At 60.0% G+C, this 20530-nt stretch carries 20 protein-coding genes and 1 pseudogene; 13 read left to right on the forward strand and 8 right to left on the reverse strand.

Annotation, left to right across the window (positions count from 1 at the left end):
* Positions 1-761 precede the first annotated feature (761 nt).
* Positions 762-857, reverse strand: coding sequence for a hypothetical protein (locus tag V5E97_RS40510; protein WP_475297060.1), 96 nt, complete (start codon positions 855-857; stop codon positions 762-764).
* A 186-nt stretch (positions 858-1043) separates the two neighbouring features.
* On the opposite strand from V5E97_RS40510, the gene V5E97_RS36730 reads away from it, so the two are divergent.
* The 3 genes from V5E97_RS36730 to V5E97_RS36740 all read left to right on the forward strand — a co-directional run bounded on the left by V5E97_RS36730 (position 1044) and on the right by V5E97_RS36740 (position 3721).
* Positions 1044-1694: a hypothetical protein gene (locus tag V5E97_RS36730; RefSeq protein ID WP_406696503.1), complete on the forward strand. Its 651-nt coding sequence runs from the start codon at positions 1044-1046 to the stop codon at positions 1692-1694.
* A gap of 220 nt (positions 1695-1914) precedes the next feature.
* Positions 1915-2160 carry a hypothetical protein gene (locus V5E97_RS36735; RefSeq protein WP_406696504.1) on the forward strand — a complete coding sequence of 82 codons (246 nt, stop codon included), beginning with the start codon at positions 1915-1917 and terminating at the stop codon, positions 2158-2160.
* Positions 2161-2518: 358 nt separating this feature from the next.
* Positions 2519-3721: an acyltransferase family protein gene (locus tag V5E97_RS36740; protein ID WP_406696505.1), complete on the forward strand. Its 1203-nt coding sequence runs from the start codon at positions 2519-2521 to the stop codon at positions 3719-3721.
* A gap of 54 nt (positions 3722-3775) precedes the next feature.
* Here V5E97_RS36740 and V5E97_RS36745 read toward each other — a convergent pair whose 3' ends face one another.
* Positions 3776-5290, reverse strand: a complete 1515-nt coding sequence (locus V5E97_RS36745) for a B12-binding domain-containing radical SAM protein (protein WP_406696506.1) — start codon at positions 5288-5290, stop codon at positions 3776-3778.
* A gap of 705 nt (positions 5291-5995) precedes the next feature.
* A complete protein-coding gene (locus V5E97_RS36750) occupies positions 5996-7030 on the reverse strand; it encodes a prenyltransferase/squalene oxidase repeat-containing protein (protein ID WP_406696507.1) in 1035 nt (344 codons plus the stop codon).
* Positions 7031-7194: 164 nt separating this feature from the next.
* On the opposite strand from V5E97_RS36750, the gene V5E97_RS36755 reads away from it, so the two are divergent.
* Positions 7195-8391: a tetratricopeptide repeat protein gene (locus V5E97_RS36755; RefSeq protein WP_406696508.1), complete on the forward strand. Its 1197-nt coding sequence runs from the start codon at positions 7195-7197 to the stop codon at positions 8389-8391.
* A gap of 271 nt (positions 8392-8662) precedes the next feature.
* Here the strand turns inward: V5E97_RS36755 and rpmF are convergent, their stop codons facing one another.
* The gene (gene rpmF / locus V5E97_RS36760) at positions 8663-8761 is read right to left on the reverse strand and encodes a 50S ribosomal protein L32 (RefSeq protein WP_406696509.1); all 99 of its coding nucleotides are present in this window, start codon (positions 8759-8761) and stop codon (positions 8663-8665) included.
* 70 nt (positions 8762-8831) lie between these two features.
* Between rpmF and V5E97_RS36765 the strand changes: the two genes are divergently transcribed.
* The 6 genes from V5E97_RS36765 to V5E97_RS36790 all read left to right on the forward strand — a co-directional run bounded on the left by V5E97_RS36765 (position 8832) and on the right by V5E97_RS36790 (position 14952).
* Positions 8832-9386: a DUF2271 domain-containing protein gene (locus tag V5E97_RS36765; protein WP_406696510.1), complete on the forward strand. Its 555-nt coding sequence runs from the start codon at positions 8832-8834 to the stop codon at positions 9384-9386.
* A complete protein-coding gene (locus V5E97_RS36770) occupies positions 9331-10059 on the forward strand; it encodes a PepSY-associated TM helix domain-containing protein (RefSeq protein WP_406696511.1) in 729 nt (242 codons plus the stop codon). The genes V5E97_RS36765 and V5E97_RS36770 overlap by 56 nt, the downstream gene beginning before the upstream one ends.
* 204 nt (positions 10060-10263) lie before the next feature.
* A complete protein-coding gene (locus tag V5E97_RS36775) occupies positions 10264-11052 on the forward strand; it encodes a hypothetical protein (RefSeq protein ID WP_406696512.1) in 789 nt (262 codons plus the stop codon).
* Positions 11053-11518: 466 nt separating this feature from the next.
* The gene (locus tag V5E97_RS36780; RefSeq protein WP_406696513.1) at positions 11519-12802 is read left to right on the forward strand and encodes a beta-ketoacyl-[acyl-carrier-protein] synthase family protein; all 1284 of its coding nucleotides are present in this window, start codon (positions 11519-11521) and stop codon (positions 12800-12802) included.
* Between the two features lie 238 nt (positions 12803-13040).
* Positions 13041-14342: an MFS transporter gene (locus V5E97_RS36785; RefSeq protein ID WP_406696514.1), complete on the forward strand. Its 1302-nt coding sequence runs from the start codon at positions 13041-13043 to the stop codon at positions 14340-14342.
* A gap of 40 nt (positions 14343-14382) precedes the next feature.
* Complete coding sequence (locus V5E97_RS36790; protein ID WP_406696515.1) at positions 14383-14952, forward strand: peroxiredoxin family protein; 570 nt, start codon at positions 14383-14385, stop codon at positions 14950-14952.
* A gap of 56 nt (positions 14953-15008) precedes the next feature.
* On the opposite strand, the pseudogene V5E97_RS36795 reads toward V5E97_RS36790, so the two are convergent.
* From V5E97_RS36795 to V5E97_RS36810, 4 genes and pseudogenes are all read right to left on the reverse strand, one after another.
* A pseudogene (locus V5E97_RS36795) lies at positions 15009-15254 on the reverse strand (SDR family oxidoreductase); the annotation flags it as partial.
* 283 nt (positions 15255-15537) lie between these two features.
* A complete protein-coding gene (locus V5E97_RS36800) occupies positions 15538-16542 on the reverse strand; it encodes a hypothetical protein (RefSeq protein ID WP_406696516.1) in 1005 nt (334 codons plus the stop codon).
* 387 nt (positions 16543-16929) lie between these two features.
* Positions 16930-17166, reverse strand: coding sequence for an H-X9-DG-CTERM domain-containing protein (locus tag V5E97_RS36805; RefSeq protein ID WP_406701274.1), 237 nt, complete (start codon positions 17164-17166; stop codon positions 16930-16932).
* A gap of 95 nt (positions 17167-17261) precedes the next feature.
* Positions 17262-17654, reverse strand: coding sequence for a DUF1559 family PulG-like putative transporter (locus V5E97_RS36810; protein ID WP_406696517.1), 393 nt, complete (start codon positions 17652-17654; stop codon positions 17262-17264).
* An 86-nt stretch (positions 17655-17740) separates the two neighbouring features.
* Between V5E97_RS36810 and tnpA the strand changes: the two genes are divergently transcribed.
* The 3 genes from tnpA to tnpC all read left to right on the forward strand — a co-directional run bounded on the left by tnpA (position 17741) and on the right by tnpC (position 20178).
* On the forward strand, positions 17741-18079 hold the full coding sequence (gene tnpA, locus V5E97_RS36815) for an IS66 family insertion sequence element accessory protein TnpA (RefSeq protein ID WP_406694549.1): 339 nt from the start codon (positions 17741-17743) through the stop codon (positions 18077-18079).
* Positions 18073-18441: an IS66 family insertion sequence element accessory protein TnpB gene (tnpB, locus tag V5E97_RS36820; protein ID WP_406694550.1), complete on the forward strand. Its 369-nt coding sequence runs from the start codon at positions 18073-18075 to the stop codon at positions 18439-18441. Before tnpA ends, tnpB begins: the two co-directional genes overlap by 7 nt.
* 72 nt (positions 18442-18513) lie before the next feature.
* Entirely contained in the window at positions 18514-20178 is a 1665-nt protein-coding gene (gene tnpC, locus V5E97_RS36825; RefSeq protein ID WP_406696518.1) for an IS66 family transposase, read from the forward strand.
* The last annotated feature ends 352 nt before the right edge of the window (positions 20179-20530 follow it).

A 20530-nucleotide genomic window follows, 5' to 3' on the forward strand; every position in this document is an offset into this window, starting at 1 on the left:
ACCCAAAGGATATCACCTGAAGCCGAGTCTGTTTTTTCAATCGTCTCCTGTGCGGGTCATGCGACTGGCAAAACGCTCAGAGCCACAGCAATAGGGCCGTCGATCCGACCCCTTTGGCGGCCCGACCCGCTTCGATGGCTTCCACGTCCTGATTGCCGGTACCAAGCCGATCCGGGGCGGGGTTCCTGTCCGGCGGAAGTACTGGGACAACCGGTTCACCTGAGTCTCCCGAGGCCGCCCACGCGATGGGCCTGGGGCTCGCCTGGAAGCGTCGTCACAAGGCCCCGACTAACTGCCTGACGCCAGATGAGCCTTGGCACGCTGCCCAGGCGAGCCATCCGGCCCTCAACCAAAGCCCCGTCGCTCCGCATGATCGCGGGCCGGCGGGGCCTTCCTATACGCGGTGTCGTGCCGAGGAGAGGACAAAGTTCAGCCCTCGCTGGGTGGTTAAGCCGCAACATTCCTCACCCCCCGAGCTATACTCGGGGAGCAAATGGGACATTCCTAATTCTTGAAGCGGTCTGCGTAAACTGGGCAATCTTATCCCTGTATTATCTTCATGATATCCTATTTCACCCAGATAACGGCCAAGTTGAAGAATGTCCCCGTGGCGCAACGGTGATCAGTAGCTGGCCGCAGAGCTTGCGCCTGACGGTGCTGTGGTGCCAGCCGAGGATACGGGGGCAGTTCCCGCGATCATTGTTGAGCGAATCGGTGATTCCCCGCAGGTCGGCGTAGGCATTCGCCAAGGCTTTCGGTCTTCAGTTCATCGCATAGACTGGAGAAGCTTTTTCCCCGTCAGGATTGAGGGATTCTCCGTACCCATTCCAAGAGTCCACCCCACCAGCCTCAAGCATGCCAATTTTTTAGCTCCGCACATTTTAAGTCACAATGTTCTCATTTATTGATTTAAATAAAACACTCTACGGTCCGCCTGACATCAACGCCGGTGCAAAACAAAGCTATTGCAGGCCTCAAAGGTCCACTCCTATACATTTCATGAAATCCACAATGAAATTGCGGCCGAGAGACTTCAGTAAGCGATGGCCCAGATTTGGGGAAGAATATTGTTAGGGAATCATATTTTTGACAAATGTTTTGTAATTTTTCTTTTCTGGAATCTCGAGAGAAGGAATGCAGTGCACAATCCCGCGATCGCAGCAGAAGCAAACATGCCCCAGGCTGAAGTTCCCAACGCGAAAAAAAAGGCTACGATCAATCCACAAGAGAAAGCGATCCACGCCACAAGGGCCTTCCCTGCTGGAGCGACAAAAAAAGCGGAGGCGACAACGAAGACGGCAGACAACGCCGTGCTAAAGCAAAAAATGCCAGGCTCGACCGCTCGATACCAAGGCGCAATGCACATACCTGAAATCATCTCGTCGGCAGAGCAGAAGGACTCGGCGATACTGAGCAACATCATTCCCAATAACAGTGCTACATACCAAGCCGCTATGCTTACTACAGGGATCAATGCCCATCGTAGCGCATTGTACATCATGTTGCCTCGGCTAATGCCCGGAGTTTTGCCTGTTTCACTATTCGTGGGTTCTGACTCTACGTCTCCCAGAGCGACCAATACTACCATCCGGTCGCCTGAAAATCAGCCCTTCCTCAATCCCCCTGAATTCCAATACACTGGCCAAAATTTATTGGCGACATTCTCAATTCTTGACTCATTACATGCAAACTGAATAAGACTATTTCTGCATGCTATCCATTACATTCTACATCTCCAAGCTGACTGCTAAAGCGGAATGTCCCCGTGGCGCAAACCTCGCGGCCCCAAGATTGAAGGAGCGGTATCGTCGTGAGCCGGTCGGTATGTCGAGCTCCTCTGGCCCGTCGATTGAACGTCGCGATGCGACAGTTTCCCCTCAAGCCTCAATCGAATCGACGCATCGGAGGCGAACCGTGATCAAAATGACCACGCGGCGACTGATGGTTGTGGTGGCGTTCGCGGCCCTGACCCTCTGGTGGCTTGTGACGCGGCCGTATCCCATGGAATTCGAGGTAATCGGAGTCTGCATCGTCTCCTGGTCGGATGGCACCACGAGCGTGGTTTACGGTCCCCAGGGGATCAGGTTCCGAGGAACCTCCTGGTTTCAGATCGTGGATTGGCCGAACGGGACGACAAGCTTCTATCTTGTCTTGCGATGAGGTCGCTGGTCTTCAACCAGCGGCCCTCGACCGAGCAGTTAAGAGGAAGCGACCCTTGACGCCAACCCACGGAGCTTCGACGTGGGTATCTGCCCAATAAATCCCCCCAGGCTAGACCTCCAAACGCTTTTCAGCGTGTGAGCGGTTGGAGGACTCTCGGACGGGTAACTCCTGGGGTGTTTCGCTGCCCGTCGTGAAGAGGCGGCGTCTGAGGGTCTCATCCAGCGTCGCGGCCCGATGGCCTGAGGCGTCTGCCGCTGCATCCTCCGGACCCACCACGAAAGTCTGAAAAAAAGTTGAAATAACAAGGCGATCGGAAGTCCATGAACTATCTTTGCCGAAAGGAGTTCATCCGACCATGAGTGTTCGTCAGCGACTGGATTACCTGGATGGGGTTCGGGGGGCAGCGGCGCTCTATGTCACGGCATGTCATGCCTACTTGACCTACGCGAACCTCTTCCTACGCCGGTCCAATGGCGAGCTTGGCGACGCCCTTCTGCACGGGATGCAGTGGCTGAATTACGGACGGTCGGCGGTGGCGGTCTTTATCGTAATATCGGGCTACTGCCTGATGCTGCCGGTGGCTCAGTCGGAGGACGGCAAACTCGCCGGTGGCACGCTCGGGTTCTTCCTGCGCCGGGCACGGCGTCTCTTGCCTCCTTACTACGGAGCGTTGCTCGTTTCGCTCGTACTCATCGCCACGGTGCCTGGCATGGGGGAGTCGGACACGAGTGACTGGCATCAGGCGTTCTGGATCCAGGTCTTCCCCGCGTTTACCCCAGGCGTGATCCTGTCCCATTTATTGCTCGTTCACAATTACAATCCACACTGGCAGCATGCCATCGATTATCCGATGTGGAGCCTCGCGACCGAGTGGCAGATCTTACTCTTGTTTCCGATCTTCGTGGCCATCTGGAATCGGGCGACAATCGGTGACGCGGTGATGGCAGCGATGCGAATCACGCTGGGACTGCAAGTGGGGTTGATTGTTTTCGCGCCGGACGTCAATCCGTGGCCACCGCAGTTCGTGACTTTGTTTGCTCTCGGGATGGCGGCGGCGACGGTGAACTATCCTCGCTCCCGCGACCCGATCCCAGCGCGTCAGAGACCGTGGGGCCGGCTGGCCGCCTTGCTCTTCGGCCTGTACGTGATCCTGGAAATGACCGTGGGGCATTGGCTGCTCGGGACCGGGCGCCAGCAGGTTCCCGACCTGGTCGTTGGGGGAGGAACTGCATGCCTTCTCGTCTACTGCACTGGGGCCGTCAAGGCGGGCTCACGTCCTTGGATCCTCCAAAGGTTCGAGTCCTGCCTGCTGAGCGGCGTAGGCAAGTTCTCCTATAGTCTGTACCTGATCCATGCCCCGGTGCTGGCCGTGGTCTTCCTCGTGCTCCAGGCGTGCCGAATCTCATGCGTGGGCACACAGATTCTGATGCTGAGCCTGGGGATCGCTCTTTCATTGCTCGCTTCGTATGGGTTTCACTGCGTCTTCGAACGACCGTTTCTGCGATCTGAACGGCGACCGATCAGGTTTTATCCAACGATTCGCACCAGCGAGGGGTGACCGGCGACGAGCGCCGTTGCTTCGAGTCGATCTGAAATCGACCAGCTCCGTCGTTCAGACCCCGGCGGATACGACCGTCCCCGCCATCGGGCGATCGCCGGAGGCGATTCGCTGTTCCAGTCGGCGACGGAACCGCAAGTGCCTTCGTCGCGTCCACTCCACAAGCGGGTGCCAGACCGGCCCGGTCAGTTGATGACGGATCAGCAGGTGCCAGAGCCGATTCGATCTCTTGTAGAGGTAGGACATTGCCAGGTAGGGCGGTACGGCCCGCCAGTCCTGTGGCCTGCGCCGCCAGATCGAGCCGTGCGAGAACAGGCGATCGTAGCACCAGGCATAGCCCTCCTCCAGTTCCTCAGGCGTCATCTGCCTGGGCTGGAAGACGGCGTGGGACGTGTCGTAGCGGCTCCAGTCCTCGTGCAACAGCCGCCCCTCCGACTCCATCGAGCGAAAGAGCGGCGTGCCCGGATAGGGCGTCAGGATGTGAAACGTGGCGCACTCCAGGCGAGCCTCCTCGATCCAGGCGACCGTTTTCTCGAACACGTCCTTGCCGTCGTGATCGAAACCGAGGACGAAGCTGCCGTTGACCTGGATCCCGTGGTCATGGAGCACCGCCACACGCCTCGCATAATCCGCCGGGCTCGGAGTCTTCTTGCCCGCCTCGGCGAGATTCTCGTGGGCGAGCGACTCGAAACCGACGAAGACACCCGTGCAACCCGCCAGCGCCATTTCGCGGACCAGAGACGGGTCGTCGGTCACGTCGATCGTCACGGCCGCGCTCCAGATCACCCCCAATGGTCGCAGGGCATGGCAGAGATTCCGCAGGTACTCGGGACGAGAGCCGAGGTTATTGTCGACGAAAACCGCGTAGGGCTGCCCGTCCTCCAGGAATTCGCCCACGACTTGCTGCACGTCCCGAACCTGATACGGCATCGTCAGCCCGTCGGTCGCCAGGTAGCAGAAGCCGCAGCGATTGTGGCATCCCCGCGTCGCGATCAGACTCGTGCTGGTCAGGAAGCCGCGCCTGGGGATCAAGTCGCGACGTGGCGGCGGGTCCTCGCGGTAGGGACGACGGTAACTCCCCCGGTAGACCTCCTTGAGCGTCCCCGCCTCAATGTCGCGGAGGATGTCCGGCCAGACCTGCACACCCTCGCCGATGGCCAGGGCGTCGGCGTGGGGCGCAGCCTCCTCGGGGCACGACAGGACGTGAAGGCCGCCGAGTATGACCTTCGCACCCCGCTCGCGATACCAGGCCGCCAGGGCATAGGCCCGGTCGGCGAACGTCAAATGGACGGTGATCCCGACCACCTCCGGGAACGGTTCCCAAGGAGGAGGCCCTTGCAGCAGATTCTCGTCCCAGTAGGTCACTTTCCAGTCGGGAGGAGTCGCCCCGGCGATGCTGGTGAGCGCAAGCGACGGCGTGAGAACATGCTTACCGTAACTCGCGTGGGGGTCCTTGGGATAGAATGGGTTGATCAAAAGGACCGACTTCGGACAGGGCGAACCAGGGCGAATCGAGGGATCGAGTGTCGGGGCGATCCGCAGCGCGCGGGGAATCCACGGGGACTTCATGGGCGAGTCCTTCTTCCGGGAGCGAGGTGACGACACACCAGGACACTTTGCATTACAAAGCAAACCAAGCTTTGCGATGCAAAGCGGCTTTGTCAAGAGAAGATCGGCGTGCTTGCGAGAACAATCTCTACTTCGACACCATTCGCAACGGTGAGGTGCAAGTATGCCGGGAGCACTTTGAGCCAACACGATCTGTTATTATCAATATTATTTCATTCATCTGTTGGGCGTACTCTAACGCGACTACCACTTTCGGAGAGGCAGACCCGATCATTGGCCATTGCAGGCAGTGCCCAAGGTTTGCGGTCATTCATAGAGATGAGGCAATAATAAGTCGCACGCTCGGAAATTTCATTTGATTTAGCACATTATCACGTCAGCGTTAATCGTGCCCCACTCGCAACACCAAGCATTACTTGCACACACAGTGCACGTCAACGTAGAGGGGAAGCAAGATGGCCGGGCCGACCGTGGTTCGATATGGGTCGGCGCGGGTCCAAGGGGGGAGGTGGTGGGGGCTCCAGAGAATTACGGCCGGGCCGGCCGTGCTACTGGTTGCGGCCCGGCCCGCCCGAGAATGAGGACTTGTCGGAAGCGTTATTTACCGTGACTTCGCCGATCGGTCGCGTTGGCAGTTTACGGGGTTGAGGTCGAGCGGAGCCAGCGCTCAGTGTCTCTCGAATTCCGTGGTCGGTTCGGAAATCCTCACTTCTCACCGCACGCAGCCAAGGCCATCAGGGCATAACCGGTCCCCGCGTGGGTGACGTAGTGGACGCGGTCGAGGGTCGGAGAACGAGTGAACCATCGGCCGGAAGCGCGCTGGTGGGACTTGAGCCAGGCGATTCCCTGCTGGATCGGCTTGGATTCGGCAGGCATCCCCGCCTGGCGCAGGACATAGATGACGAACCCCGTGCCATAGCCGTCGCTTGGGGCATCCTCTGGGTTGGGCGTGCCGTCACGACGTGTAAACTTGCCCAGCGAGGTCAGGCTCCAGCCGCCGTCCGGGCGTTGCTTCGCGAGCAAGTCCGTGACTGTCCGTTCGCGTTCGGCGCGATCCATCAGGCCGTCGACCTTGAGCGAGGCCCAGAGGAGCAGTGCCCGGTGGTGCAGATTCGGGGCGGGAGTCTGGCCGAGGTAGCCGCGGACCTTATCAAGGCCCTTGCGTGCCGCTTCCGTCGACTGATATTCCCCCGGAGCATGGCCCACGGCGACGGCAGCCAGGGCGATGCCATAGTAGTCATCGTCCTCCATCGGTGGCAGATCGCAGTCGAACCAGTTCCACGCACCGTCGGGCCGCTGGATCGTCCACATTCGATCAAGAGCGGTTCGAGTCCGCGGATGCAGTGTTCCCGTCGAGGCCGCGTCGTTCAACGCGAGCGCGGCGGCCGTGGCGACGATCTCACCATCAGCAATCGGCTTGGTTGCGCGATTGTCCCAGCCGGCGACGCGGGTCTCGAAGAAAGTCCGGACCTCGACCAGTTCCGCGGATGCCCGCATCTCCACCGTCGGTCCGGCCATCATATGGGCGTAGTTGGTGTGGCAAGTCCCGCACTTACGCTGCCTCGTCCAGTCCACCGAGACCCGATCGAGGAAACGTGCGCCTTGTTTCAGGGAGAACTGCTCGGCCATCGGCTCCTTGTCCGAGTTGGGGCCGAGCTTCGCAGGCTCGTCAGCCTGGGCGGTGACTACTGGCATCAGCAGGGAAAAAGTGGCGAGAATATGAAACGTTCTTCGGGACATGAGTGGATCCTCACGATGCCGCAGGCGTGGAGTTTATCGGATCTTACCGACGGAACATCCGGCTGTCTCCCCTGTGATGCCAAGCTGTATGAAAGTGCCAGCGCACCACAACCTGTTCGCAACGTGCCATCACCCACCCGCCCGCGCTGGATGGACTGAGTTCGGTGAGCCGTGTAAAGTCGTCAGGGGATCTCGATCCCACTCACGAACTAGCCCCTCCCAACGACTCGGAGTTCGCGATGTTGCGGCAAGTGATCTTGGCGTTGGCTGTCACATCACAATTCTCGCCGACCGTCTCGGACCAGAAGGCCAGTCTCAACCCAGATCAGCGCATCGCTCACTATACCGAGGTGATCCGGCTCGACCCGAAGAATGTGCTGGCGTTTTCCGAGCGTGGGATCGCCTGGCTCCTGAAGCGGGATTACGACCGGGCCATCGCCGATTTCACCGAGACCATCCGGCTCGACCCGAAAAACGACTCGGCGTACGGGAATCGGGGCAATGCCTGGAATTCCAAGCAGCAGTACGACAAGGCACTCGCCGACTACTCCGAGTCCATCCGGCTCAACCCGAAGAGTGTGCGGGCCTACGGCAATCGGGGGGATTCGTGGCTCGAGCAACGAGAATACGACAAGGCGATCGCCGACTTCTCCGAGTCCATCCGGCTCGACCCGAAAGATGCGTGGTCCTACTGCAATCGAGGAAATGCCTGGCACGGCAAGCAGAACGAGGACAAGGCGCTCGCCGATTACACTTCCGCCATCAGGGCCGACCCTAAGTTTGCGAAGGCATACGTGAATCGGGGGAACATCTGGAAGATCAAGGAAGACTCCGAGAAGGCGATCGCCGACTACAACATCGCAATTCAGCTCAATCCAACCAGTGCAAACGCGTACATAAACCGGGGAAGCGTCTGGCAAGAAAAGGAGGACCACGACCGTGCGATCGCCGACTTCACCATCGCCATCCGACTCGACCCGAAACAACAGTCAGCGTTCTCGCTCCGCGGGGATTCTTGGCGTTTGAAAAACGAGTATGAGAAGGCGATCAGTGACCTCACTGAAGCCATCCGACTCGACCCGGAAGACTTCTGGCCGTACTTCAACCGGGCGGATGCTCGGCACTCGAAACAGGAATACGACGGTACGATCGCTGATTACACCGTGGCGATCCGACTTAACCCGAAGGAGGCGTGGTCGTACATCGGCCGTGGCGGCGCATGGATGGCCAAGCGAGAATTCGACAAGGCAATCGCCGACTACGACAAGGCGATTCGACTCGACCCGGCGAATGCCGACGCGATCGATGCTCGAGCCGAGGCGATCAGGGAAAAGAAGCTGGCCGAGAGAAAGGCTCCGTGACCCGTCCCCACTCCTCCTCGAATCGGCTTCGGAAGGAACGAGGTTCGAACCATCCTCAACGAAGGTGGTTGTCCCACAGAACGGGTGGTCCTGACACGCCATTGATCTGGACCACCCGAATCCACCAACCTCGTGCCCTTGCTTGCACGAGTGATCTTCCCCACCACCGAATCGCGGTCACGATCAACGGAGCATCGGCCCAGGATTGCCACTCTTTAAATGCTCAAGCAGGCATTCTTTATGAACACGGTGGGTAGGAACGACCTTTTTTTCACATCGGGCTGATCGTCAGATTGATCGGTTTCAGTGAGTCATGGCTCCGCCGCTTCCCCTTGGCCGATTTGGACGTCCGCCTCTTTGGTACCGCCATGTCGTCTTCTCCCCTCGAACACTCCATCCAGATCGTGAGAGATTGACGCGGCAACTGGCCGCGCAGGACGATGATCCGGGCTCAATGTCTGCCTACCAAGATCCGGTGCACTGAGTTTCTGGACCATCCCGCCCCGAAGTGTGCCCACCACACCCTGGTAATGTCGTATGAGATTAGCCCGCCCAAGAGTAAGACCTCACGTGATCGGCGCCCGTATGTCGCGATCTGGGTTGAAGATAAGGATCGGCTGGCCGTTCGCACGTTGATGCTCTCGGTACAGGCCAATGCGCCGGGCCCGCGATGGATTCCCGACCTCAAGCATTGGTATCAGGCCGATCAAGTGCGCAAGCTTGTTGACAAGGTCGATCTGGTCGAGACCATATCTAGAGCAACCCGACCGGCCGGGAACTACAAGGTCATCTGGAACGGCAAGGATGATCGCGGCGCCTCCCTCCCCGCTGGCACTTACACGATCGCGATCGAAGTCGCGCGTGAGCATGGAACCCACCAGATCATCCGCAAAGAGCTGATCCTGGCCAACGAGCCGATCGTCGAGGAACTCAAAGGTAATGTCGAGCTCAAGTCCGCCTCCATCGAATACCGCCGCAAGGGAACAGGCAAGTGACTCTCCGACGCCTCGCTCGACGGTGGTTGCCCCTTCGCGCGGTCGCAAGTTCCGGATCAAGCTCGCCGCCTTCATGCGATGGATCCATATCTATCTCTCGTTGTTCGGCCTGGCCATCGTCCTCTTCTTCAGTGCGACGGGGATCACCCTCAACCACCCGGGTTGGTTCTTCGGCGAGACCGAGCGAACCATCCAAATCGAGAGTGACCTCAACGCCAAATGGCTGAATCTCGACGTCCCCGAGATTGGCCCCGAAGTCGAACAGGATGAGTCGAGACGTGTTGCGAAACTGGAAGTGGTCGAGCATCTGCGGAAGGTCCACGGCATCCGCGGCGCCCTGACGGAATTGAAGGTTGACGAAGCCGAGTGCACAGTCACCTTCAAGGGTCCAGGATACGCGGCGGATGTCTTCATCGACCGCCAGTCGGGCCACTACCAGTTGTCCGAGTCGTACCATGGCTTGATCGCCATACTCAACGACCTCCACAAGGGACGAGACACCGGGATGGTCTGGTCGGTCGTGATCGACCTCTCGGCGATCCTCCTCATCGTGGTCTCAATGAGTGGCCTGATCCTGCTCTTCTACATCAAACGCCGGCGCCTCCCCGGGCTCGTCACAGGCCTGGTCGGGGCGGCTATTGTCCTCGTCGTCTACTGGGTTGCGATTTCCTGACGTGGGGGCCTCGACATCGGGACGACGCTCGGCGACCGCGTCTCGCTCTATAGCTGAGCCTGTCACTGTAAGCATCGGTGGTATCTGATACCATTGACAAGAGCTTACGGTGACGGCGGTCTGTTCCACGTGGAGTCGAGGCGAAATCGTACATTCGAGCGCTTGCGTTCTGGTCACGAGCGTTTAGAGGATCGGAGACCGGTCATGACCGACCCGGCGGAACTTCTCGGAGCATCGCCGCCACGTCTCAAAGCAAGCGCCCAAACGGGGGCACGACCTGGAGTCGTGGGTTGTCTCGCGGGACTCATCGGGTTCGTGATCTTCGGGTTCGTCATGTTCGGAATCGGGCGACCTCACGGTTACTGTTACCGCATCGGACCGATGCAGATCTTCGAGAGTGCAGAGGGGGTCTCGGTCTTCGTCGCGATCGATCTTGTGACCTCCAGGCCGGGACTCGTCCGGTCGCCGCCCGTGGTCCGAAACCCGGTCCGCCTGTATCGGATCGATGTAGGCCGTGACGGGACAGTGACGAGGCTCATTCTCAAGCCTCCGGCCGGGAAGTCGCACCTCCTCTCCATCGAACCGGTCGTCAAGCTCCCGGAGGGTCTCTACCTCTTGCAAACGCCGTCACTTGGGCATCCCTTCCCCCAATTGCACAGGATTCATGGGGAGCGGATCGAGCCCCTCTCGGTGCAGGAATCCGGATCGGTCCTTCGCTCGTTGGGCTACGCGGGCGGAGATTTCCAGGCAACGCGCCTGGTCACTGAACGTAACGGTTGGCAGTTACTCGATCGCTTGGGATCCACGTTCAGGCGTTTTCCGAAGCAAGTCATCTCGCACCGTCATCAATTTCGACTGCGGTTCATGGAAGACGACACAGCCGACTCGATCACGGCCGAGTCCTTCGGTGAAGGGGAGCGATGGGCCGTTCCCCTTCTGACCATAAAGACGCGGCAATGGCGATCGTACCGTAGTCCGCCCCACCTCGAGTAAAACGTATCGGGCTAGGTCAGGTATCCCAAGCCAACGTGGCGGCCGCCGTCGATCCTCGCCTCGCAAAAAAACCAACCAAACCACGAAACTATATCTTCACAACTTCACACTAGGTGGTCGCCCGCAGGCCTAATCAGAACTCGTACGAGCGACCGGCTGAAATCCCAGGAGCGGCGGTTTCTCGCCCCCCCTGTTCCAATGCTCCCACGCATGCCTTCACTCCCCGACGCTCGCCAGGACGGTTGATTTCAGATTACGCTCGTCATATCATTTATCGCGGCCTGATTCACCCAGGACGGTCGCTCCAGCCGAAACTCTGGGGGAGGAGTCGACGCGCAGATCTCGTACAATTGCCCGACTGATCGCGTCGACTCGAGGGATCGTAGGACGTGGCGGGGTTGGATACGATTGGCTGCGAAGTCAACGGACGAGTATCGGCCCTGGAGCCGTTGGGGAGACAAATCGCGTGGAACGACGAGTGGTAGTGACCGGCATGGGAATGATTACGCCGGTGGGGCGCGACGTGGAAACGTCCTGGCGTTCGCTCCGCGAGGGGCGTGGTGGGATTGGCCCAATCACTCTATTCGACGCGTCGACGTTCGCCACGCGAATTGCCGGTGAAGTCGCGGGGTTTCGCCTGGCGGACTATCGAGCCGACGCCGACCGTTGGGTTCAGTACAGTCGGACCTCACAACTGGCGCTGGCCGCGGCGACCCTGGCGGTGACACACGCCGGGCTCAGCGATGCGGCCATCGATCCGACCCGGTTTGGAGTGTACCTGGGCTCCGGGGAAGGGCAACAAGACTTCGATCGCTTCGTCGATCTCGTCTACAGCTCAACCACGGACGGCGACTTCGATCCGGCCAAGTTCACGGGCTACGGCATCGAGCGACTCCAACTGATCAACGAGGCAGATCAGGAACATGGCGGTCCGGCCGGATACCTGGCCGCCGTTTTCAATGCCAAAGGGCCGAACTCGACGTGCCAGACGGCGTGCGCAGCAAGCGCCCAGGCGATTGGCGAGGCCACGGAGTTGCTTCGCCGGGGCGATGCCGACGTCATCCTGGCGGGAGGAACCCACAGCATGGTTCACCCACTCGGCCTGACCGGGTTCATCCTGCTCACGGCGATGTCGACCCGCAATGAGGATTTCGCGACGGCAAGCCGCCCGTTCGATCGCCATCGCGATGGATTCGTCCTCGGAGAGGGGGGCGGTATGCTCGTCCTCGAGGAACTGGAACATGCCAAGGCCCGAGGCGCAACGATCTACGGTGAGATCGCCGGGCACTGCTCGACGGCCGACGCCTTTCGACTGACCGACAGCCACGACCAAGGGCGAGGCGCCATCGCGGCGATGCGCGGAGCCATGACCGATGCCAAGGTCACCCCCTCGGAAATCGGCTATATCAACGCCCACGGCACGAGCACCCCCTCCAACGACTCGATCGAGACCCTCTCGATCAAGCGAGTCTTCGGCGACGACGCCTATCGCGTTCCGATCTCGAGCACAAAGAGCATGACAGGGCACCTCGTTTCGGCCGGCGGTGCCGTCGAAGCGATTGCCTGCCTGCTGGCGATCCGCGACGGCGTCTTGCCGCCGACGATCAACCTGGAAAATAAAGATCCGGAGTGTGATCTCGACTATCTGCCGCAGGAGGCCCGCGAGAAAAAGGTCGACGTGGTCCTCTCCAACAGCTTCGGATTCGGCGGCCAAAACACAGCGCTGATCGTGCGGCGGTACACCAACTGAGCGGATCGCCGCCATCGTGCAAGTTGCGGAAGTCATGATCTCCCTCCGATTCTGCCGTCGAGGGAGATCACGACTTCCCGCGACTGAACCTCGCGCAAGCGCGACGCCGCCCAGGAGCGACGCGGCGAACGGACCTACTCCGGCATCAACATTGACTCACAACTGAGCGAGCGAATTGGCCCGAACCGCGGCACGATTCCGCCCAAGGCCAAGCCAGTCAACGAAGAGGAACGACGGAATGGCCCCGCGGAGAATGGCGCAAAAATATCACTATGCCTGGGTGGTCGCCGGGCTGACATTCCTGACTCTGCTGGCGACGGCCGGGGTCAGGGCAACTCCAAGCATCCTGATTGTGCCGCTGGAGCGCGAGTTCGGCTGGTCTCGAGCAACCATCTCGCTGGCGATCTCGGTCAACCTGCTCCTTTATGGGTTGATCGGTCCCTTCGCGGCCGCGCTCATGGATCGGATTGGGGTTCGGCGGACGATGCTCGGGTCGCTCGCGATCGTCGCCTCGGGCGTGGCCCTCTCGACCCAGATCTCAACCCCCTGGCAGCTCGTCCTGCTCTGGGGGGTGGTCGTCGGGGGCGGAACGGGGATGACGGCCCTGGTCCTCGGCGCGACGATCGTCAACCGCTGGTTCGCCGAGCGAAGAGGGTTGGTGCTGGGCGTGCTGACAGCGAGTTCGGCCACTGGCCAGATGGTCTTTCTGCCCGCCCTGGCCGCACTCGTCTCACGGTACGGTTGGCGGCCGGCGGTGCTGGTCGTTGCGGCGATCGCGGCGCTCCTCCTGCCCCTCATCGCCCTCTTGATGCGGGATCGCCCCGAGGACCTTGGCCTCCGTCAGTACAGGGCGGCCGCTGATGCGCCATTGGTGACGATCAAGATGGACCGACCGTTCGCCGCCGCGGTCTGGGCGCTTCGTGACGGCTTACGGTCACGCGACTTCTGGCTCCTGGCAGGCAGCTTCTTCATCTGCGGCCTGAGTACGAACGGGCTGGTCGGTACCCACCTGATCCCCGCCTGCCTGGACGCCGGCATCCCCGAGATCCGCGCGGCCGGCCTGCTCGCGGCCATGGGACTGTTCGACCTGGTGGGGACGACGGCCTCGGGCTGGCTCTCCGACCGTTACGATAACCGCGTTCTGTTATGCTGGTACTATGGCCTCAGAGGAGTCGCCCTGATCTACTTGCCCTTCGGGCTGATCGACGCGTCGTGGGGCCTCTCCGCCTTCGCAGTCCTCTATGGGCTCGACTGGATCGCGACGGTGCCGCCGACCGTCAAGCTGACGGCGGACGCATTCGGGCGAGAGCGGGCGGGGATCATGTTCGGCTGGATTGTGGCGGCCCATCAACTGGGAGCGGCCGTCGCCACCTTCGGCGCGGGCACGATTCGCTCGGTCATTGGCGACTATCAACCCGCGTTCCTGACTTCCGGAGGTCTCTGTCTCGTCACCGCCGCCATGGTCCTTCAAATCGGCCAACGCCGAGGCTCGACCCACCTGGCCCTTGCTGATCATGAGACCGAAACCGCCGCCGCCTGATCCTCGACACTTTCGCTTGCATCGCACCCCGGGGGACGCCGTGAGGAGGATTGCGACCGTCCTGCTACTCATCGCCGCGGGGGCTGCCTTTGCGGCGGCATTCGCCACTCGATCCCAGGTCGGACATCCTGTCACCGCCAGGATGCGGGCCGCCGCCAGAGCGGTTGCCGGCCTCCCTGCCCTCCCTTTGCCGGATTCCGCACAGGGGCAACCGGCGGTCATCATCTTTATCAAAGAGGGTTGCCCTTGCAGTGAAGCGGCCGAAGCTTGCTTCCGTCGGCTCTTCACCGCCTACGGTGAACATGTTGCATTCCTCGGGATCATCGACGGCGAAGCCCCCGATGCGGAGCGCTGGATCCAGCAACATGAGACCCCCTACCCCATCGTCGCCGACCCGGATCTGAAGGTCGTCCACGCCTATCGCGCCGAACGGTCCGCCTACGTGGCGTTTGTCACGAAGGAAGGGACCGTCGACCGGCTTTGGCCCGGCTATTCGGCCGGCATGCTCCGTGATCTCGGAGCGAAACTGGCCTCAGCCGTAGGCGTGCCCGAGGCGAGCTTCGACGTCAGCGATGCACCTGACACATTAACATCGGGATGCTCGTTTTAGATCCAAGGTCGTTGATCGCGAGCAGACTTCGCCCGATGAGCTCATGACCTCATTCGTCAGCGAGTCAAAAGACCCGCATCAAGGACGAACTGTGAGCCCGTGACGAATCGAGCACGCTCGGACGCGAGGAAGACGACGGCTTCAGCGACGTCCTCCGGTTCGACCCCGGGGACCGGTAGCAGGTTTCCGGCCGATCGCTCGGCGATCTGCAAGGGATTCGCCCCTTCCAAGCCCGCCAGCCCATCGTTCATCGGTGTATTCACGCCTGTCGGATGGATCGAGATGACCCGGATGCCATGCGGGGTGGGGGGAAAGGGGTCGGGAGTGAATGGTACGAGGATAAGGATTCCGTACAGTACCTTTTCGGGCTCCTGTACACTGTTATTGCGATGAAAACTAGTGCACGCCCGCTTTTAACCTCGTGCCATTCACTCCCGACCCCTTTTCTGCCCGAAACGGACTCGTAGCCACACCCGATCGTTAATCCAACGACCAGGATACCAGATAGGAACAAAAAAGCATTGCGTGGTCTACCGCGCACGGCTACACCTCCCGCGAACTGAAAGAAAAGTACAAAAGTCGAATTCACGGATTCCATCGCTTGACCAATCCGACGACGAGAAGTGATATCCCCAAAAGTACGCAACCGGTCGGGACCCAGCTTGACCATCCCACAGGGTAGTCGGCCGTCGCCGATCTCGCGGTACCGACCTGATCATCTATGAAGGCGCGCGTCCCTTTCGGGTCAGGAACGGCCGTGGTCTTCTTGGTGAATTCGTCACGCACGACCACACCAGGCTGAAGAATCGGCCAAAACGTTTGGCTCGGATAGCTCTTGTTATACAGAACCGATTCCACCTTGATAGTGTTGGTCCGCCGAACTGTCCTTGTGGCCTCGTCGTTCGTCCGCCTGTACTGGATGAATTCGGAGTTGAGGGGCAACCAGAAGGTTCCACCAACCTGATCCACGGTCTTGGCTGTCCACACCCAGAGAGGTAAAGCCGAATCCCAATTTTCACCCTCAACACGCGTACTGGCAGGGAACGCGCGTACGCGGATCGGAATCGACGTCATCGTGTCGAGGTCGTAAACCAAGTGCTGCGGATACCTCGCCCATTTCACGTTGGTAAAAAGATAGACTTCACTCTTTCGTTCCGAGATTCGGCCATTGCCAAGGTATTTTCCGTTCGACAACGCCTCATAAAGCGGGATTTTCCCGACGTAGAAGAAACTAAGGGGACTGGGTCGATTGCTTGAGCCGGAAACTCTCTCTGAGCCAAAGTGACGGCTGATGTCGATATGGTCCTGTTTCGTTTCGCCGCGATAAATGACATTCGCGCACTTCTTTCCGTCGCAGAATGCCTCGAGATAGGCACCCGTAGGGGCTACTTCGGCTCGCATTTTGACAGCAAGCATTCGCTGAGAGCGGTTTGTTTCAATATATCGCGTATCGTTTGCGCTCCTCGATTTTGCACCCGCATCGACCGGATAGTTTTCCATGTCCTCATGGACAGTAAGTTCGATGGAATTCCACGAAGTCATCTCCTTGGCCAATCGTAGGATGGCCTGATCGGTTGTACCCGAAACCATTGACGTATTCCGTTAAAGGATTTGGGTCGTGATGTGTGTGGAATCATGGCCATGCCTCACGAAGCAGGCATGGCCACTTAACATCGAGTCGACGAATCGCGATTCGATGCTCAATTGAAACCCAAAGAATATGGATTGCTTGCTATTCGCGTCTCAAACTCAACAAGGCTTCAGACATTATCGCAGTAGTTCGCGGTTTGGTTGCATGGGCCACCCACCGTGTGGGTACGAATCCCCGTGTCGCAATCTTCCTCGAATGCCCCGCAATAATGTGTCATCAGGCCGCACGTTGTCCCCTCTTGTATTGTATGGCAGACGCCAACGACCGAGGGCGCCGGAAATCCACACGTAATCCCGTCCAATTCCACCAAGTTCATGCGTGAGAGATCACTGAACAATCTCTTTGCCGGCGCGGGTTCCCAGACCGCGCCAAATCCGTGTATTGACGTTTGAGCCCATCCATCGCACTGATCCATCCATAAACACGGTGTTTACACCCATACGATGATAGCTTCGTGCCGTGAAGATACCTATTCCGACGAGTGCTTCGTGGCCGCAATCTGGAATGAGGCTATTTGGTCCAAGGACCGTGTAGAAATCCGTGTAGATTGCTCCGGACGACATCCAGGTTTGTCCTGCACCCGCTTGGAGTTGACCCAGTGCTGAACGAGAACAAGCGGCGACCCAATCATCAGATTTCCGATAGATAGGATTTTCACTCAATTGAAACCAGTCGCGAAAAGGCGAAGTTCCTGCTGCGCGGAGAACCCGATGGGCTTCTCCGAGAATGCAAGTGTACTGGACAACCCGTCAAGGAAGTCTGCCGGTTTTAGAGTTCGCTTCGGATGTACAAAAGCCCCCGTCTCGTTAGACTCCCCTTCGTCACAAGTCCCTGCGCTGGCTCGATAGCTGATCGGAGCATAGCCAATCCCCCGAGTTTCTGGGTCGGAAGGACAGAAAAACACCGCGACACGCGTTGAAGCGGCTGTCCCGTTGCCTTTTGGAAAGTATCCGGGAAGATTGCTCTCGATCGAGAAATTGATCGAGTCGTACACGGCGGCCTGTTCCAAATAAGGCAACAACCTTGATTGAACAGAAAACCCAGTCAACATGGTCCCTCTTGACGGGTGTGTGCGTCCGGTGAACCCCTTCTTGCGGCCCATGCTACGATCGGTGCATGGCCGAAAGGGGGTGAACTATGGGCCGAGTGGCAGGATCGAGAAACGGGCGGGAGCCGTACTGGCGGCTGGTTCTGGCCCGGTGGAAGCGGAGTGGACTGTCGGTCCGGGCGTTCTGCCTGGCCGAGGGCGTGAGTGCGCCGTCGTTTTATTGGTGGCGGCGGGAACTCCAGCGGCGCGACCAGCCCAAGCCCGCGTTTCTTCCTGTGCATGTGCTCGCCGACAAGGCGGAGTCGCCCGCCGGGAGCATCGAGGTCGTGCTGGCCAATGGACGCTGCTTGCGGGTCGGGGCCGGGTTCGACCCTCAGACCCTCGTGCAAGTCGTTGAACTGCTCGAAGCCGGAGAACGGTCATGGTGAGCTTGTCTCCAACCGTCCGGATCTGGCTCGCGGCGCAGCCGGTCGATCTGCGAAAATCGTTCGACAGTTTGGCGGCCCTGGTCCGCGACGGGCTCCAGGGCGATCCGCTCTCGGGAGACATCTTCGTCTTCCGCAACCGGGCCGCCGATCGCATCAAGCTCCTGATTTGGGAGGAGGACGGGTACGCAATCTGGTACAAGCGATTGGAAGCCGGCACCTTTCGCTTTCCGCCGTCTCCGGAGGCTCAGCCCCGCGTCGAGGTCCGCGCCGCGGACCTCGTCATGCTCCTCGAAGGGATCGACCTCTCGAGCGTGAAACGCGGCAAACGCTATCACCGACCCGTCCCCAGAGCCACGGTGTGAGTCCCCGGCCGGCCGCCGCGTTTTTCCAAAGAATCATCGAATAATATAAGAACCTCATGCGTCTAAAAGTGCATGAGCGAAGACGCCCGCCCCATCACCTTTGAAACCCCTGCCGATCCCACGGCGACGTTGCCCAGTGATCCTGCCTTCCTCCAGCAGATGATCATCGAACTGCTCGCCGCCCTTCGCGAAACACGGCGTCAGAACGAGGAATTGCAACATCGCCTCGACCTCCTTTTGCGGCGGCTCTACGGCCCACGCACCGAACGCTTCGACCCCAATCAACCGCTGCTTATCCCCGACGCCTTCGAACCGCTGGCCCCGGAACCCGAACCCTCGGTCACCGGCGACGCGGTCGCACCCGAGCCCGAGCCCGAGCCGGGTGCGGCCCCCGCGAAGAAGAATCGATCTCACGGCCGCAGGCCCTTGCCCAAGAACCTCCGCCGCGAGCCTCGGGTCTACGAATTGACCGAAGCCGAACGCCGCTGTCCGCAATGCGGCGAGACCCGAGCCCAGATCAGCGCAGAACGCAGCGAGCAACTCGACTATGTGCCGGCGACCTTGTTCGTGGTCGAGCACGTGCGCTGCACTTACGCCTGCCCGCACTGCGAAGGTCAAGTCGTCACCGCCGGCAAGCCAGCCCAGCCGATCCCCAAGGGTTTGCCTGGACCGGGACTACTAGCTCATGTGATCACGGAAAAGTATGCCGATCATATTCCACTCCATCGCCAGGAACGCCGCCTGGCCCGGCAAGGGGTGGAGCTGTCACGCTCAACCCTCTGCGACTGGATGGCCGGCGCCGCCCAAAGTCTCGAGCCGCTCTACGACCTGATGAAGACATTGGTCCTGTTGTGCGGCACGATTCACACCGACGACACGTCGGTGAAGCTGCGGGACTCGGAGCGAAAGATCAAGGCCTTGGCCCGGCTCTGGATCTACTTCGGCGATCATCTTTATCCTTACAATGTTTTTGATTTCACGAGGAGCCATAAGCGAGACGGTCCGAGTCTGTTTCTCAAGGGTTTTCGCGGTTATTTGCAGGCTGATGCCTTCAGCGGCTACGACGGCATCTACGCGGGCGGCAACGTCGTGGAGGTGGGTTGCAACGCCCACGCCCGCCGCAAGTTCGTCGAGGCGCAGAAGACGGACCTAACGAGAGCGAGTACGGCCCTGGCCTACTACCGCCAGCTCTACGCGATCGAGAAGCAGATCAAAGCAGAGCTCGCCAAGCTGCCTGAGGACGCCAACGAGCCGACACGGGCCGCGATTCGGCTACGGGTGCGCCAGGAGCGGGCGGTGCCAGTTTGGGAGAGCCTCGAGAAGTGGCTGAAGGAGGAGCGACCGCAGGTGCTCCCCAAGAGTCCGATGGGAGGGGCGATCGGTTACATGAAGAACCACTGGGAGGCGTTGAAACGGTACACCAGTTCGGGCTACCTGTCGATCGATAACAACGTAGCCGAGCAACATATGAAGACAATCGCGACTGGACGAAAAAACTGGCTTTTCACTGGGAGTGAGACCGGCGGGAAGACCATGGCCGTGCTGTTCAGCGTAGTGTCGAGTTGCCAGCGTCACGGTCATGACCCGTTCGTCTACCTGCGCGACGTGCTATCCCGATTGCCGGTGCTTCCCAAAGAGAATCTGGCCGACCTTCTCCCTGACCGTTGGTCGCCTCCCCAAGCCGCCGATCCTGCGGCGACCCCAGAGGGTCCCATCGCCGACGGTTCCCCGAGCTGACAACGGCTCCCGCCGGCACTCGAAACGCGGCGCGCTCCCACCGCGGTGTTCGGGCCAGGCTCGACACGGGTTCGAGCGCGCGTCGCGTCTGTTGACGCCGGATCATGACACCGCGCAGGGTTTCGACCGACGGTCACCAAAGTGGCCGAGGCCCCTCGGCCAGTTGCGAAGGGGGACGTGGTCCGCCGGACGCACACGACGTTTCCTCGCCGGGCGCATTCTTGAGACTCATGACAAGCGATTGAGGGATTGCCCGCAGGGGGCGATCGCCGTGAATTGTAACAGCTACGCTCTCCGGAGAATCGCTCCACTCGGGAAAGACCAGAACTTCCGATGCAATCGTTCCGTCCGG

Origin of the sequence: Singulisphaera photorubra, assembly GCF_045290345.1 — a bacterium.
In the GTDB taxonomy this organism is placed as follows: Bacteria; Planctomycetota; Planctomycetia; order Isosphaerales; family Isosphaeraceae; genus Singulisphaera.